The sequence below is a fragment of the Pseudomonas sp. PGPR N4 genome (assembly GCF_059693665.1).
The window spans coordinates 145,876-161,470 of sequence record NZ_JCAUKV010000007.1 but is presented as its reverse complement, the minus strand read 5'-3'; the positions used below and the strand labels follow the sequence as shown (position 1 = coordinate 161,470).

9 protein-coding genes are annotated in these 15,595 nt (G+C 64.6%); 2 read left to right on the top strand and 7 right to left on the bottom strand.

Features of this window, described 5'->3' with window-relative positions:
* Positions 1 to 34: 34 nt before the first annotated feature.
* The gene (locus tag AC58X1_RS22700) at positions 35 to 1,204 is read right to left on the bottom strand and encodes a mandelate racemase/muconate lactonizing enzyme family protein (protein WP_101322207.1); all 1,170 of its coding nucleotides are present in this window, start codon (positions 1,202 to 1,204) and stop codon (positions 35 to 37) included.
* A gap of 100 nt (positions 1,205 to 1,304) precedes the next feature.
* Here AC58X1_RS22700 and AC58X1_RS22695 point away from each other — a divergent pair, with 100 nt between their 5' ends.
* Together AC58X1_RS22695 and cysC are read left to right on the top strand one after the other, a co-directional pair.
* Positions 1,305 to 2,192, top strand: a complete 888-nt coding sequence (locus tag AC58X1_RS22695; protein WP_101322208.1) for a LysR family transcriptional regulator — start codon at positions 1,305 to 1,307, stop codon at positions 2,190 to 2,192.
* A gap of 105 nt (positions 2,193 to 2,297) precedes the next feature.
* Positions 2,298 to 2,876, top strand: coding sequence for an adenylyl-sulfate kinase (cysC, locus tag AC58X1_RS22690; RefSeq protein WP_497429493.1), 579 nt, complete (start codon positions 2,298 to 2,300; stop codon positions 2,874 to 2,876).
* Between the two features lie 42 nt (positions 2,877 to 2,918).
* Here cysC and AC58X1_RS22685 read toward each other — a convergent pair whose 3' ends face one another.
* The 6 genes from AC58X1_RS22685 to AC58X1_RS22660 all read right to left on the bottom strand — a co-directional run bounded on the left by AC58X1_RS22685 (position 2,919) and on the right by AC58X1_RS22660 (position 15,578).
* On the bottom strand, positions 2,919 to 4,415 hold the full coding sequence (locus AC58X1_RS22685) for a TolC family protein (protein WP_497429492.1): 1,497 nt from the start codon (positions 4,413 to 4,415) through the stop codon (positions 2,919 to 2,921).
* 52 nt (positions 4,416 to 4,467) lie between these two features.
* Entirely contained in the window at positions 4,468 to 12,372 is a 7,905-nt protein-coding gene (locus AC58X1_RS22680; protein WP_497429491.1) for an Ig-like domain-containing protein, read from the bottom strand.
* A gap of 127 nt (positions 12,373 to 12,499) precedes the next feature.
* Positions 12,500 to 13,084 (bottom strand): phage tail protein, encoded by a 585-nt coding sequence (locus AC58X1_RS22675; RefSeq protein ID WP_101322212.1) that lies wholly within the window; start codon positions 13,082 to 13,084, stop codon positions 12,500 to 12,502.
* A 60-nt stretch (positions 13,085 to 13,144) separates the two neighbouring features.
* The gene (locus AC58X1_RS22670) at positions 13,145 to 13,633 is read right to left on the bottom strand and encodes a GNAT family N-acetyltransferase (protein ID WP_150573883.1); all 489 of its coding nucleotides are present in this window, start codon (positions 13,631 to 13,633) and stop codon (positions 13,145 to 13,147) included.
* 173 nt (positions 13,634 to 13,806) lie between these two features.
* On the bottom strand, positions 13,807 to 14,790 hold the full coding sequence (locus AC58X1_RS22665; protein WP_312389328.1) for a sulfotransferase family protein: 984 nt from the start codon (positions 14,788 to 14,790) through the stop codon (positions 13,807 to 13,809).
* On the bottom strand, positions 14,778 to 15,578 hold the full coding sequence (locus AC58X1_RS22660; protein WP_497429490.1) for an aspartyl/asparaginyl beta-hydroxylase domain-containing protein: 801 nt from the start codon (positions 15,576 to 15,578) through the stop codon (positions 14,778 to 14,780). Before AC58X1_RS22660 ends, AC58X1_RS22665 begins: the two co-directional genes overlap by 13 nt.
* Between the last annotated feature and the right edge of the window lie 17 nt (positions 15,579 to 15,595).

The window sequence follows — 15,595 nt, the reverse complement described above, 5'->3', positions numbered from 1 at the left end:
GGTCTCTGTCGCGAGACCGCAGCGCGGGGGTGGCTCAGCCCTCGCCCAGTTCGCGCATGACGGCGTACAGCGCGGACTTGGCTTCAAAGCCCACGCCGGGGATATCCGGCAGGCCGACATAGCCGTTTTCAACCTGGATGCCATCGGCAAAGCCGCCGAATGGCTGGAACACGTCGGGGTAGGATTCGTTGCCGCCCAAGTGCAGGCCGGCGGCGATGTTCAGCGACATCTGGTGGCCGCCGTGGGGGACCACGCGGCGCGATGACCAGCCCAGGTCTTCCATCACTTTGAGGGTGCGCATGTACTCGACCAGGCCATACGACAGCGCGCAGTCGAACTGCAGGTAGTCGCGGTCGGGGCGCATGCCGCCGTGGCGCAGCAGGTTGCGTGCGTCCTGGTGCGAGAACAGGTTTTCGCCAGTGGCCATCGGCAGTTCGTAGTGGTTGGCGAGTTCGGCTTGCAGGGCGTAGTCGAGCGGGTCACCGACTTCCTCGTACCAGAACAGGTTGTACTTCTTGATCGCCTCGGCATAGGCGATACCGGTCTGCAGGTCAAAGCGGCCGTTGGCGTCGACCGCCAGGCGCTGGCCATCGCCGACCACTTCGAGCACGGCTTCGATACGGCGGATGTCTTCGTCCAGCGGCACGGCGCCGATCTTCATCTTGACCACGTCGTAGCCGCGGTCGAGGTAGCTCTGCATTTCGGCTTTGAGCTTGGTCTGGTCTTTGCCGGGGTAGTAGTAGCCGCCGGCCGCGTAGACCCACACCTTGTCGTCGGCGACGCCGTTGCGGTAGCGGTCAGCCAGCAGGCGGTACAGCGGTTTGCCTTCGATCTTGGCGACGGCATCCCACACGGCCATGTCGATGGTGCCTACAGCAACCGAGCGCTCGCCGTGGCCGCCAGGCTTTTCGTTGGTCATCAGGGTTTTCCAGATGGCGAACGGGTCGAGGTTGTTGTTCTCGTGGTCGATCAAGGTCTCCGGGTCGGCTTCGGTGATGCGCGCGAGGAAGCGATCGCGCATCAGCGCGCCCTGGCCGTAGCGGCCGTTGGAGTTGAAGCCGTAGCCGATCACTGGTTTGCCATCGCGGATCACATCGGTGACCACGGCGACCACCGAGCAGGTCATTTTCGAGAAGTCGATGTAGGCGTTGGCGATGGGCGAGGCAATCGAAACGGTTTTTTCACGAATGTCGACGATGCGCATGGCGGGGTTCCTGTTGTTGTTTGTGGCCCCACGTTAGGCGTTGCGAGGGTACCCGCCCAATGCTATTAATGCCGGACCCTATGCACAGGAGGCATGGCCCTTGGAACTGGTTTGGCTGGAGGATCTTTCCGCGTTGGCGGAGTACGGCAGCTTCGTCCGCGCCGCCGAAGCACGCCACGTTACCCAGCCGGCGTTCAGCCGTCGGGTGCGGGCGCTGGAGAACTGGATGGGCGTGCAACTGTTCATCCGCACCCCTCAGGGCGCGACCCTGACCGACGCCGGCCGGCAGATCCTGCCTAGCGCCCAGGACGCCGCCCGGCGCCTGTACCGCATGCGCACCGAGGCCCAGGAAGTGGCCGGCATGGCCGCCAAGTCGCTGCATTTTGCGGCCACCCATTCGCTGTCGTTCACGTTCTTTCCGAAGTGGCTGCGCAGTGCTGAAAACGGCGCGCCGATCGAAGCGGTGCAGCTGCATTCGGACAGCATGGCGGTGTGCGAGCAGATGCTGATCCATGGCCAGGTGCAGTTCATGCTCTGCCACCGCCATCCCGATGTACCGCCGCTGCTGGCACCGGACCAGTTCGTCAGCAAGAAGGTCGGCGAGGATGTGCTGGTGCCGCTGGCGAGTGCCTCGGCCAACTTTGGCACCTCACCTGAGGCGCTGCCTTATCTGGCTTACACCCATGAGTCGGGCCTGGGGCGCATCGTTGCCCATCGCTTGCGCGGCAAGGAGGAATACCTGCACCTGAAGCCGCTGTTCAGCAGCCACCTGGCGGCGGTGCTGATGTCGATGGCGCTGGAGAGCAAGGGCGTGGCCTGGCTGCCGCGCAGTTTGACCGAGCAGGAAGTTACCGATGGCCGCCTGGTGCGGGCGCTGGATGAGAGCTGGGATATTCCGCTGGAGATTCACCTGACCCGGCCAACCGGGCCGATCAGTCAGTCGGCGCAGGAGTTCTGGGGGAAGCTGGCAGATCAGGCTGGGGCTTGAATGGCCTCATGATCCCGCAGTGCATGCGGGTGCTGCCTCAGCGAGCAATTGCTCTGCCACCGCCAACTGAGCAATAGTCCAGTAAACTCAGCATGCTCACCGGGAATGGAATCCAGCCAAGTGCAAACTGTCGCCACACCCCCTGCTGCTACCCCCCGCGGCCGCCCCGGCGCGGTGATCTGGCTAACCGGCCTCTCCGGCGCCGGCAAGTCATCCCTGGCCACCGCCCTCGCCGATCAACTGACCGCTCGCGGCTACGGTTGTTACGTTCTCGACGGCGACGCCCTGCGCACTGGCCTTAATGCCGACCTGGGCTTCTCCCCCGCCGATCGCAGCGAAAACGTGCGCCGTGCCGGTGAGGTGGCGGCGTTGTTCGCGGATGCGGGGCTGATCTGCATCGCAGCGTTCATCTCACCCTACCGAGCAGATCGGGCGGCGGCGCGGCGGGCGTGCAAGGCGGGCTTTCATGAGGTGTATCTGAGCGCGGATCTGCAAGCGTGCGAGGGGCGTGACCCGAAGGGTTTGTATCGGCGGGCGCGGGCGGGCGAGCTGCCGGCGTTTACCGGGATCGATGCGCCGTATGAAGCGCCCGAGCAGCCGCAGTTGCAGTTGCAGACGGGCGCACAAACGCTTGGCCATTCGGCCGACCGCTTGCTAGCTTACGTGCTTGAAGCTTTGGTTTGAGGCTGGCTGCAACCCTGCGCGGGCAGGGTTGCAGGCCGGGCCTTACAGGCCGGGGGTGATGTCGCCTTGCTGCCAGCGGCTTTCATTGCTGCTGAGGGCCTGGGCGATGTCGGTCAGCGAGTCCGAGCGCAGTTTGGTTGGCAATGGGTCGAGGCCGGCGCTGGCGAAGACCTGGCCGTAGCTGTTGCGCAGCTCGGCGTAGGCGAGGTCGCGGCGCAGGTCGGCTTGCAGGGCATTCAGCTCGCCCTGGATCAGCTCCAGTTCACCGATGCCTTGGGCCTGATGGCGGTTGCGCAGTTGCTCGACGATCTGCCCATCCAGCGACACCAGTTGTTGGCTGGTGGCGAACTGGCGGCGAGCTTCGTTGTAGTTGGCGTTGGCCACGTAAAGCTGGGCGAGCACGGCCATCGACATGGCCTGACGGCGGGCTTCGACCACTTGTTCGCCGGCCTTGGCGACGTTGATCGCGGCGGGCGCGGAGATCACGTTGAACAGGTTCCAGGTGATCTTGACGCCGTAGTCGGCCCAGCTCTGATTGCTCAGGAAGCTGTTGCTGTCGTAGTGGCCGCCGGCCGAGAACTCGAGGCCGGGGAGCATGCGCAGCATCGACTTGCGCACTTCGGCGGCGCTGATGCGCGCCTGGTAGTCCTGCTCGCGCAATTCAGGGCGCGAGGCCAGGGCTTGCTGTTCGAGGGTGGCGAGGTCGACCTTGAGCTCGGGCACGCTGTAGTCGTTGCTGGCGGCCAGGGTCAGTTTGCTGCCGGGCGCCAGGTTGATCAGAGCACCGAGCTCGGTCTTGGCCAGCGACAGCGCGCGGCGCTGTTCTTCGAGCTGGCGGGTGGCTTCGATCAAGGCGCGCTGATAGTTGAGCGTGGCGATCTGATCGCCCAGGCGCTGTTCGCCCAATTGCTGGCTGTTGGCCTTGGCCTGGTCGACGCGCGCCATCAGCGCGTCGATCTGGGCCAGCAGGCGTTCGGCGGCAACGGCACGCCAGTACGCCGAGCGCACATCCTGAATGATGGTCTGGACCACCTTGCGCCGGCGCTCCTGCACGATCAGACGCTGGTCGCCCTGCTGCTTGGCGTTGACGTAGCTGACGCCAAAGTCGAGCACGTTCCAGACCATGGTCAGGTCCGCCACATCGCGGTCGCGGTCCTGTGAGGTGGACGGTTCCAGGGACTGGGTATTGGTGAGAATACTCTGGCTGCTGGAGGCGCTGACATTGCTGCGCCCGGCGTAGCCTGCCGACATGGCCATGCGTGGCAGCATGTCGAAGGTGGCGAGGTCGACCTGGCGCTGGGCCAGGGCTTCTTCCATGATTTTCAGGCGCGCTTCAAGGTTGTACTTGACCGCACGCGCCATGGCTTCGTGCAGGGTCAACGGGCCTTGCAGGGCCTCCTGATTCTTGAACATCTTGGCCAGATCGGATTTGGCCCGCTGCTCGCTGACGCCCGGCTCGATCGGCTGGGTCTTGACTGCGCAGCCGGTCACCGCCAACGCTAGAACACTTACCGCAAAAAACCTCGATGCTTTGCTCATCCCTGTCCGCCCCCTGGTACGGCACATATGAATCCTATGACTGCTTGCCCGCTCACACCTGAGGTACGCGTGCGTTGATCTGCCCCAGCGCCTGCGCCAGTTCCCTGGTCGGGCGTTGTTGATTGTCGGTGATGCCTTGTAACTGTTGGCCCAGGCTTGGTGCGGAGGTCATGCCCCTGCCCGCCCCGCCTTCGCCGCCCTGGCGCCACGGCTTGCCGCCGCTGAGTTCGTACTGGCCGCCGTCGTCGGGCATGGTCTTGCTGAAGATGCTGGCCAGGCTGCTGCTGCCGAACGCGTTGCCGTCGCTGCCGGCCAGGCCGAATACACCGCCAGTGGCCGGCGCGCCGCTGCTGCTGCTGGCGAATACCTGCGCCAGGTAGCTGGGCGCCAGCGCGCCGTTGTGGATAAAGATACTGCCCAGCGTGGCTACGCCGTTGCCCAGGGTCGGCACCTCGAACAGCGGTGCTGGCAGCAGCGGCGAGCGTGCGTCCATCGACGTCGCCAGCGGCACCTGCGGCACCAGCAATGGCTGCGCAGGTGCCAGCGGGCTGACCCCGGCGTTGGCGCGGAACTCGGGGTCGCCGTCGTTGGCGACCATGCTCTGGCCCTGGCTGCTGAAGCCGCCGCTGATCGGGTTGCCGGCGTTATCGGTAATCGTGCCGGCCGTGCCGTTGAGCGCCAGCGCCAGGCTGCCGGAGCCGCCCGTGCCGATAACATTGACCTGCCAGGTACGCGCATCGATCTGCACCAGCGACTGCAGGCTGCCGCTGGCGTTGCCGGTGGTGAGCAGGCTGAAGTCGGACAGTTGCACGCCGTTGACGGCTTCGCTGAAGGTCACGGTAAAGCTCATGCTGCCCGGCGCCGAAGGCGCGGCGACGATCGACTCGACCTGCGGCGCATCGGTATCGACGGTCACGCCGCTGCTGTCGGCGACATTGTTCAGGGCCAGTTGCATGGCGTTGCCGGCGGCATCGCGCAGGCTGCCGCCGTTGCTCGACAAGCCGACCACCTGAATGCCGTTGGCGTCGTTGTCGCCGGCTTGCACGGTGTACTGGAACACCAGCGTCGAGCTACCCGAGCCGGCGACATAGTTGGCGAATACGGTGCGCCCGCCGATATCCAGCGCCAGCTGCGGCGTGCCGTTGACCAGCACGGTTTCGCTGGTGTTGACCACGAACGACAGGTTGTCGCCGGCGCTGTAGGTAACCCCGACCGGGACCGTCACGCCAGTGGTGACTGGCGCCACACGGTCGACGTTGTAACCCCCGCCGGTGATGCCGCCGCTGAGGGCGTTGCCGGCCTGATCGGCAATGCCGCTGGCAGCGCCGTTGAGGTTCAAGCTCAGGTTGCCGCTGCCGCTGATGCCACTGACGGTGACCACATAGGTGTTCGCATCCAGGCGTTGCAGACTGCTCAACTTGCCGCTGGCGCTGCCGGTCGCGAGCAGGGCGAAGTCGGCCAGGTCGACGCCGTTGACCGCCTCGCTGAAGGTCACGGTGAAGCGCACGCTGTCGGGGGTGTTCGGTGAGCTGTCGACGCTGCTGACGGCTACGGTCGGCGCGCGGCTGTCGACCGCAAAGGCATTCGAAACGCTGCTGCCAACGCCGCTGTTGCCAGCCTGATCGGTCACGCCGGCGTTGTTCAGGCTGACCAGGTTGCTGGCGGCCTCGACGCCTGCGGTGGGGGTCAAGGTTGCGGTCCAGGTAATCCCGCCGTCGCTGCTGGACAAGTTGGTAAGTGCGCCATTGGTGACGCTGAAGTCAGCCAGCGTCAACCCGCTTACGGGCTCGTTGAAGGTGATCGTGACCAGGCTGCTCTCACCACCGGTCAGCGCGCCGTCGGCGACCACTATGGTTGCGTTGGGGCGCACGGTGTCAATGCTGAACGCCGGCGAAGCGCTGCTGCCGGTCCCGCTGTTGCCTGCCAGGTCGGTGTAGCGGCTGTTGTCCAGGCTGATCAGGTTGCCGGCTTGCTCGACATTACTGGCGGGAGTGAACGTCGCCGTCCAGGTCACGCCGCCATCGCTGCTGGAAAGGTTGCTCAGTTGGCCATTGCTGACGCTGAAATCATCCAGCGTCAAACCGGTCACCGCTTCGCTGAAGGTGATGGTCACCTGCGAGGTCTGCCCTGCCGTCAGTACCGAGTCGGAAAGGACGATGGTCGAGGTCGGGCGCTGGGTATCGACGGCGAAGGCATTCGAGTCGGTACTGCCGATGCCGCTGTTACCGGCCTGGTCGGTGACCCCAGCGTTGTTCAGAACAACGACGTTGCTGGTGTTGGCGATGTTGCTGGTCGGGGTCAGGGTGGCAGTCCAGGTAACCCCGCCATCGCTGCTGCTCAAATTGCTCAGCAGGCCAACGGTGACGTTGAGGTCGGCGGAGGTAAAGCCGCTCACCGCTTCGCTGAAGGTGATGGTGACGGTCGACGTTTCGCCGATGCTCAAGGCGTTGTCCGCGACTACGATAGTGGCGGTCGGGCGTTGGGTGTCGATGGCGAAATTGTTCGAGTCGGTGCTGCCGATGCCGGTATTACCGGACGCCCCCATCACACCGGTGTTGTCGAGGGTAATCAGGTTGGTACTGTCATCGACGTTGCTCGATGGCGTGAACGTGGCTGTCCAGGTAATACCTCCATCACTGCTGCTGACAGTGCTGAGCGTACCGTTGGCAATGCTCAAGTCGGCATTGGTGAAGCCGCTCACCGCCTCGCTGAAGGTGATTGTGACCAGGCTGGTTTCGCCGACTGCCAAGGCCGTGTCGGCAACCACGATGGTTGCGGTCGGCAGCACGGTGTTGACGGTGTAGTTAGGCGAATTGGTCGTGCCAGTACCGCTGTTGCCGGCCAGATCGGTGATGCCGCTGTTGTTCAGGGTGATCAGGTTGGTGCCGTCCTGTACCTGCAGCGTCGGCGTGAACAACGCCGTCCAGGTGATGCCGCCGTCGATGCTGGTTACATCGCTGAGGGTGCCGTTGGCCACGCTCAGGTCATCGTTGCTGAAGCCGTTCACGGCCTCGCTGAAGGTGAAGGTCACCAACGTGCTCTCGCCAGCGCTCAGGGCCGTGTCGGCCATGCTGATCACCGCAGTCGGGCGCTGGGTATCGACAGCGAAGGCGTTCGACTCGGTCGTGCCTCTGCCGTTGTTGCCGGCCAGGTCGGCGACGCCAGTGTTGTCCAGAACAATCACATTGCTGGTGTTGGAGATGTTGCTGTCGGGGGTCAGGGTGCCAGTCCAGGTCACCCCGCCATCGCTGCTGATGAAATTGCTCAGCTGACCAACGCTGACACTCAGATCGGCCCGGGTAAAGCCGGTCACCGCCTCGCTGAAGGTGACGGTGACGGTCGACGTTTCGCCGACGCTCAGGGCGCTGTCAGCGACCACGATAGTCGCAGTCGGGCGGTGGGTGTCGATGGCGAAATTGTTCGAGTCGGTGCTGCCGATGCCGGTGTTACCGGACGCCCCCGTCACACCGCTGTTGTCCAGCGTGATCAGGTTGCTGCTGTCCTCGACATTGCTTGTCGGGGTCAGTATCGCGGTCCAGGTGATGCCGCCATCACTGCTACCGAGCCCGCTCAGGCTGCCGTTGGCAACGCTCAGGTCGGTGAGGGTAAAACCCGCCACCGCCTCGCTGAAGGTGATTGTGACCAGGCTGGTTTCGCCGACCGCCAAGGCCGTGTCGGCAACCACGATGGTGGCCGTCGGCAGCACGGTGTTGACGGTGTAGTTAGGCGAATTGGTCGTGCCAGTACCGCTGTTGCCGGCCAGATCGGTGATACCGCTGTTGTTCAGGGTGATCAGGTTGGTGCCGTCCTGCACCTGCAGCGTCGGCGTGAACAACGCCGTCCAGGTGATGCCGCCGTCGATGCTGGTTACATCGCTGAGGGTGCCGTTGGTCACGCTCAGGTCATCGTTGCTGAAACCGTTCACGGCCTCGCTGAAGGTGAAGGTCACCAACGTGCTTTCGCCAGCGCTCAGCGCGGTATCGGCCATGCTGATCACGGCAGTCGGGCGCTGGGTGTCGACGGCAAAGCTGTTCGACGCGGTAATGCCGATGCCGCTGTTGCCGGCCTGGTCGACGACGGCAGAGTTGCTCAGGTAAATGAAATTGACAGCGCTGGATACGTTGCTGGCTGGGGTCAGAGTTCCGGTCCAGGTGACCCCGCCATCGCTGCTGGTGAAGCTACTCAGCACGCCACCCGTGACAGACAGGTCAGCCTCGGTGAAGTCGATAACCGCCTCACTGAAGGTGACCGTAACGATCGAGGTTTCGCCGATGCCCAAGAGGTTGTCAGCGACCACGACAGTCGCGGTCGGGCGTTGGGTATCGATGGCGAAGCTGTTCGAGTCGGTGATGCCGATACCGGTGTTGCCCGCCTGGTCGCTGACTCCGCTGTTGTCCAGGCTGATCAGGTTACCGGTGCTGGTGATATCTGCGTCGGGGGTGAAGGTCGCCGTCCAGGTAACGCCGCCGTCGCTGCTGCTGACGCTGCTGAGCGAACCGTTGGCGACGCTCAGGTCAACGTTGCTGAAACCAGTGACGGCTTCGCTGAAGGTAATGGTGACCAAGCTGGTTTCACCGGCCCGCAGCGCCGTATCAGCAACCACAATGCTGGCGGTGGGCCGTGCCGTGTCGACGCTGTAGGCCGGCGACGGTGCCGAGCCGGTGCCGGCGTTGCCGCTCAGATCAGCAACCCCCGCCAAGTTGACGTTGACCACATTGGCGACGCTGGTCGAGTCTGCGGTCGGGGTCAACAGCGCGGTCCAGGTGATGCCGCCGTCGCTGCTGCTCAGACCACTCAAGGCGCCGTTGGAGACGCTCAGGTCGGCCAGGGTGAAGCCGCTCACGGCCTCGCTGAAGGTGATGGTCACCACGGCGGTCTGGCCCGCGAGCAAGCTGCTGCTGGAGAGGCTCACGACTGCCGTCGGACGCTCGGTATCGATGGCGTAATTATTTGACTCGGTAGTACCTACGCCGGCATTGCCGGCGGCGTCGGTGACCCCTGCGTTATTCAGGGAAATCAGGTTGCTGCTGTCGGTGGTGGCGCTGCTGGGCGTGAGCGTGGCGGTCCAGGTGATGCCACCGTCGCCGCTGCTGAGGTTGCTCAATACGCCGTTGGCCACCGTGAAGTCGCCAACGGTCAGGCCGCTGACCGCCTCACTGAAGGTGATGCTGACCAGGGTGGTTTCACCGGCCAGCAAGGTGCTGTCGCTGACAACGATGGTTGCGGTTGGCGGCACGGTCTCGCGCACGGCAACCACGACGTTGGCGACGCTTGAGGTCGCGCCGTCACCATCGCTGACGGTCACGCTGAGCGTGCGGCTCGCCTGGCCAATCGCATTGCTGGCATTGCTGTTGTCGTAGGTCAGGTTGCGCACCAGCGCTTCGACCGCAGCGGCGTTGGCATTGGCGTTGAGGCTGACGACCAGATTGCTACCGCCGCTGCCGCCGCTGAGCGTGCCGATCACGGTGCCGCCGTAGCTGACGCTGCTGCCACTGACGCCGATCTGGCCGGCACCGTTGCCTTGGTTGCGAATCGCCAGGCGGTCCTCGCCCGGCGCGGCATTGCCCGAGACCGACACGGTCAACGCACCACCGGCAAAATCGGTCGAGTCGCTGTCGCTCACCGTAGCGTTACCGCCGGCGTCAATCAGCACCGCGCCGCCACCTTGAGTGAAGGCGACACTATCGCCGTTGAGGTTGCCGATCACCGGCGCCGCATTCAGCGGCTGCACCACCACCAGCGCGGTGCGCGCGGTGCTGCCCATGTCATCGTTGACCCGCACGGTCACGCTGCGAGTGCCTGCGGTATAGGCCGGCGTGCTGTTGCTGTACTGCACTGCGGCCAGCACGGCGCGGTACTGGGCCAGCGTGGCGACACCGCTGAGGGCCAGTGTCGAGGTGCCCGAGCCGGTCACGCTGATGCCGTAGCTGGCAGCGGTAGCGAGCTGGCCGGCGCTGAGCAGCAACACTTCGTTGTTGCCATCGAGGCTGCCGCTCAAGCTAAGGCTGGCCCCGCTGACCTGGGTGTCGCCGTCGCTCTGGGTGATGACGATGTTCGGCAGCAGCGGCACCGCGCTGCCGTTGAAATCGACGCTGCTGTCGTTACCGCCTGTAGTGCTGTCGAGGTCGACCAGCGGTGCGCTATCGTACAGCACCTCGTAGGCACCGATATCCACCGCGCCGCCGCGCGGGCGCTCGAAGCCACGCAGGTCGGTGGTGGGGGCGCCCGTACTGGTGCCCTGGTTGATCGCATTGCTGGCGCTGGCCGCCAGGCGCAGGTCGCCATTGGCGGCGTCGACGAAGTTGACGGTCGTGCCAATCAGGTTGGTGGTGTTGGTGTAGGCGGTGCCAGCTTGCAGATTGGCATCGACGCTGTTGACCGTATTGCCGCTGATGATGGTGTTCTGCACGGCGATCAGGCCCGTCGCAGTTCCCGTCCAGCCGAGGCCGGCGCTGCTGATGCCGCCCGCGCCGGTATAGGTAAAGACGTTGTTGGCAATGGTGCTGTTGACGATCTGCACCGTGGCCGAGTTCAGGATCAGGATCCCCCCTGAAGCTACTGTGCCGCCGCCGGCATGGGTACCACTGTTGTTGTAGATCGCAACGTTCTCGAGCACATAACTACCGGTGCCGGCCAGCCGCACCAACGAGCTCATGGCGGTTGCCCCAACGATCGTGCTGCTGTTGTCGTGCAAGGTGCTGTTGCGCAGCGTGATGGCGGTGCCCACCGCCGTGGTGGAGTTGATCACGGTGCCCGAATTGTTCTGGAAGTTCGAGTCTTCAACCGTCAGCGCGCCGCCGTTGGCACGCAGGACGCCGCCGTTGATGTTTCCGGAAAACCCGCGAAAATCCAGATTGCGCACCGTCAGTGCGCCGGAATTAATGGCGAGGCCGGAGGACTCCAGCGCGTCACGCGAGCCATTGTTGTTGACGTCACCACTGAGGATGATGTCGCCGACGCCGTCGCCGTCGACATCACCGTTGATGGTGATCGTGCTGGTCACGGCCAAGGCGGTCGCAGATGACCAGCGAATGGTCTGGCCCTTGAGGTCCTGGTGGAAGACGATAATGTCACTGCCGCTGCCGGCCGCTGAGCCATCCACCGAGACATCGCCGTTGGCGGCCTGGATGGCCTCGGCGAGCGAGACCTTGCCGTTGACCACAGTCGACGAAGCATCGGTGTCGGTGACGGTGATGGTTGCCAGCGAGGTAGTAAACGCCGACAGGTCGCCGCGCTGTACGCCAACCCCGCTGGCGACTGCGCCAGCGACGGTTTCCAGCTGCCAATCCTCACCGGCACGGTTGCCGGTGGAATCATTCGAGGCGCCGACATCGGCGCCGGTCAGGCGCGACACTTCGTTGACGAACTGCTGGCCATCGGCGCCTGCGCCGGTATTGCAGGCGAAGAAGCGCACATCACCGCCTTCGGCCAGGCTGGCACCGATGCGCGCCAGGTCGGCCGCATGGGCGTCTAGCTGATTGGTCCAGATCGCATCGCCGGCCAGGTAGATATAGCCCGCGTCGCCATGGCTGATGATATCGATCGAGGCAATGTCCTTGCGCCCGTCGAGGTAGTCGGCGATCTGCTTGAGGCCGTCCTTGCTGTTGTCCAGCACCACCACTTCGACGCCTTCGGGCAGGCCGGCGATCAGCTTCTGGTAATCGCTGACCGCCGAGTCGATGAACACCACTTCATGGCCGCCGGCGACATCCGCCGATGCGGTGGCCGGCGCTGCTGTGGCAGGTGCGGGGTCATGCTCGCTGGCGGCATCCTGGCTGCTGGCCGGGTCGTGCCCCGCGGCAGCGGCTGCGGCTTCGACGGCCAGCGCCGCCTGGTCGGCAACCACCGGCACCGAGGCGTCGAACATCATGCGCGGTTCGAGGGCCTGAATCAGGCTCGGCGAACTCACGGAAACGGTAGGTGGGGTGGTGCGCGTGCCGCGTTTCCAGAATGCCATGATGTCCTCGCTCAGCCTTGTGCTGGTGTTTCCAGCCGGCCTCCTGACGAAAACCGGCAATGTCCTTGGGAAGTTAAGGGCGCCTGCCGCAGCACCCTTGCTGCGGCAGGCGCCGTACCAGCCGGGCTTAGTTGCGCGACGGGAAAATACCTTCGGTCGCAATGATCATGCTCACGCCCAGATAAGGGTCGCGCAAGCTGACCGGGATCGAAGCGCCGCCAATCGTGGCCACCCCGGACAGTGGCGCCTGGAACGGTGCGAGCGTGGTCGTGGCGGCGCTTTCGCTGTAGATACTCACATTCACACCACTACCGTCGGCATCCACCGATTTGGCCAGCACACGGTTCGTCGCAGGCAGGTTGCTGTCAGCGTCACCGTTGGATACCGGCACAGCAACTGTGGCCCTCACCGCTGCCAGGTTGACTGCCATCGGCGGGAAGTTGTTCGCGGTGAGGCTCACCGATTCGCTGCCCGCTTTTTCGCCGATGTCGACGCCAGCCAAGCCAGGGCCTTGGCCGGTGCCGATCGGCGAACGACCGCGCAAGTCGGGCAAGCCGAAGGTGTTTACACCGTCGCCACCGTAAGCGGTGCCCAATAGAGAGAACAACGCCGTGTACTGCCGAATTGGCAGCAGTTGCCCCTGGCAGAATGCCCAGCCACGTGGCGCGAAATTGCCGGCAAACATTCTGACTTCACCAAGAAACGGATCCATTTACTGCGCTCCTTTGACTGCATGGGAAACCCGGGCCAGATGGCCCGCAAAAATGATTACTTACGCTGCGCTGAGCAAAGGTTGGCGCTGCATGTGCAGATACAAGCCGTCATCCGCGCTCGCTTGAAAACCGTGACGCAGGTACAGACGCTGTGCCGGATTGCCGGCCAGCACTTGCAGGCTGACGAGCAAGCCGCTGGCATCGGCGCGGGCCAGCCATTGGCCGAGCAGCCGGGTACCGATGCCCTGCCCTTGCCAGGCCGGCAGCAAACTGATGTCGATGATGTGCAGCTGGGCTGCGCTCCAGTGCAGATAAGCGCGGCCGACAGGTTCACCAGCCGCCTCGATGATCATCTGCTGGGCGTCGCCATAGTGGCTTTGGTAGTGCTGCAGCTGAGCCGCGAATTGCTGGGCAACAAAGGCCTCGACCGCAGCCGCTGGCCAGCCCAGCTGGGCCATTTCAGCCGAGCGGGTGTGCGCGTACAGAGCACTCAGGAACGCCAGGTCGGCGTCCACACACGGACGAAGAGAAACCTCGGGCGATGACATGGCGGGATTGCTTCCGTGCAATGTTTCCCCAAGCCGGGGCGCGCTTCCATGATGGACTGTCAGACAATATGGGCGGCAGCGTAGCCGAACTGCCAGCCCGCCTGCTAGCGCAGAAGAAGCCAAATGCCACTATTTTATCAAACGCCTGTATGAGGCCTTTTTGACACCTTGCTTCAGCTGCGCTGCAAGCGAATGGATTCCAAGGAAATATACGCATCAGCCGCCCAGCGAGTGACCGCCTGACGTACCTCGGGGCTGGCGTCATCCCGCTTGCGCTGGCTGTCCGCAGTGAAGGCCATGTGAGGCTGCTTGGCATCGAATGCGGCAGTCTGCTGCAACTGCGCGTGGTCCTCGGCAGTGACCGCGAACAGCGGCGCGAGTCGCCCCCAACAGGCGTGCGGCAGCTCGTTGTAGTTGACCGCGACCGCACCGTGGCGCTGGCACAGCTCAAGGCCCGCGCACAGCACTTCGGCGATCATCCGGCAGGTGTACTGCAGCGGGTCCAAGCCTGCTGCGTCCGGCAGCAGTTGATCCAGCGCGGTCACGCCGAGCAGGCCTGGCACCCGCTGCATGCCGGCCTGACGCATCTGCGAAACGACGATTTCCAAGGGGTCGCGGTAGAGAAAAATCCGTGGTGTGTCTGGGTACAACGTGCACAGTTGCGCGCCCTCGAACACGTTCCAGGCATCCAGTTTGATCAGCAACTGCTGCTCGTCACCGCGGCGGCGCTGGCCATAGGCAGACAACAACGCCGACAGCGCGCGCGGCTGCCAGGCGCTGGCGTCGGCATCCACAAGATGCGCGCGCAGCAGGTTGTCCAGCGGTGGCGGCTCTGACAGCACGATGTTGCGCTCAAGCCCCGCCAGCAGTTGTGCGATCAGCGTCGAGCCACACCGCGAGGCATGAAACACCAGCGCGCTGGGACTGATGCCCGGGCTGCGCTGCTGCCAGTCGAGCAACGCCTGGAGGCCGGTTTCGCGGCGAAACGCCTGGTTGAACGGCAGGCGCAGCGCGGCATCGACGTCGTCACGCAAAAACGGCCTGGTCAGGCGCTGCTGGCCAAACCAGCACCAGTCGACCCGCCACTCGCCGGCGCGCTGCCAACTGCGGATCGGCAGCCAGCCGGTAAAATCCAGTTCGGGGTTCACACTCGCCATTGGTCGTTCCATGCTTGTTTGCCTTGGCGCATCGCGCTGCGCACGTCTGCCTCGGCGAAATACAGGCCCGCTGCGGCGCCCATCTGCCGGGTTTGTTCGATGAATGCCTGCGGCTCGGTCAGCGCCTGCAGGCTCGCGGCCAGCTCGGGCTGCGCCGCCAGCAGCAGGCGGAACTGAGCAAAGGCTTGCCCGGCGCGACTCGCCTGCAACTGCGGAGTTTGCTCAAGGCCTTGCTCGATCAGGCTGAGCAAGGCTGGCGTTGGCTCGCAGTCGAGGACCAGATTGATCCGCTCGGCCTCGCTGCTGTTATCCACCCGATGCGGCCGCGAAAGGTCAAGGAACCAGCATTCGCCGGGCTGCATCGGCACCTGCTGGTCATCGAGCAAAAACTCCACCCCGGCCGGGCTGAGTAACGGTACATGCAGGCGCAGGCAGCCGTCGGGGCGGCCAAGGTCAGGGTCGCGGTGCTCATGAATCCGCGCGCCCGGCCCCAGGCGCAGCAACCGCGCCGCGCGCAAATCACTGCCCAGGCTTTCGCGCAGGCTATGCCAGGCGGGCTCGTGCTGCCAGGTCTGCTGCTGCACCGGCGCACCGGCACCGGGCGCCAGCGGCAGGTGCGCATCGGCGGCGGCGATCAGGTCGATGCCACTCCAGTCACCCTGGTGATAAGCGGTGTTGAAGTGGCCTCGCCAGAGGCCACTGTCGACTTGCGCCAGGGCCTGCAACAGCGCCGCCAGATCTACCGCCAGCGGCAACCGCGAACACAGGGGCAGCGGGACTTCAGGCATGGTCACTCCTTACCGTT

Excerpts from the sequence above, each read along its gene's own strand:
- AC58X1_RS22675 (WP_101322212.1), bottom strand. The coding sequence starts at position 13,084 with ATGGATCCGTTTCTTGGTGAAGTCAGAATGTTTGCCGGCAATTTCGCG.
- AC58X1_RS22700 (WP_101322207.1), bottom strand. The coding sequence starts at position 1,204 with ATGCGCATCGTCGACATTCGTGAAAAAACCGTTTCGATTGCCTCGCCC.
- AC58X1_RS22670 (WP_150573883.1), bottom strand. The coding sequence starts at position 13,633 with ATGTCATCGCCCGAGGTTTCTCTTCGTCCGTGTGTGGACGCCGACCTG.
- AC58X1_RS22665 (WP_312389328.1), bottom strand. The coding sequence starts at position 14,790 with ATGGCGAGTGTGAACCCCGAACTGGATTTTACCGGCTGGCTGCCGATC.
- AC58X1_RS22660 (WP_497429490.1), bottom strand. The coding sequence starts at position 15,578 with ATGCCTGAAGTCCCGCTGCCCCTGTGTTCGCGGTTGCCGCTGGCGGTA.
- cysC (WP_497429493.1), top strand. The coding sequence starts at position 2,298 with ATGGAATCCAGCCAAGTGCAAACTGTCGCCACACCCCCTGCTGCTACC.
- AC58X1_RS22680 (WP_497429491.1), bottom strand. The coding sequence starts at position 12,372 with ATGGCATTCTGGAAACGCGGCACGCGCACCACCCCACCTACCGTTTCC.
- AC58X1_RS22685 (WP_497429492.1), bottom strand. The coding sequence starts at position 4,415 with ATGAGCAAAGCATCGAGGTTTTTTGCGGTAAGTGTTCTAGCGTTGGCG.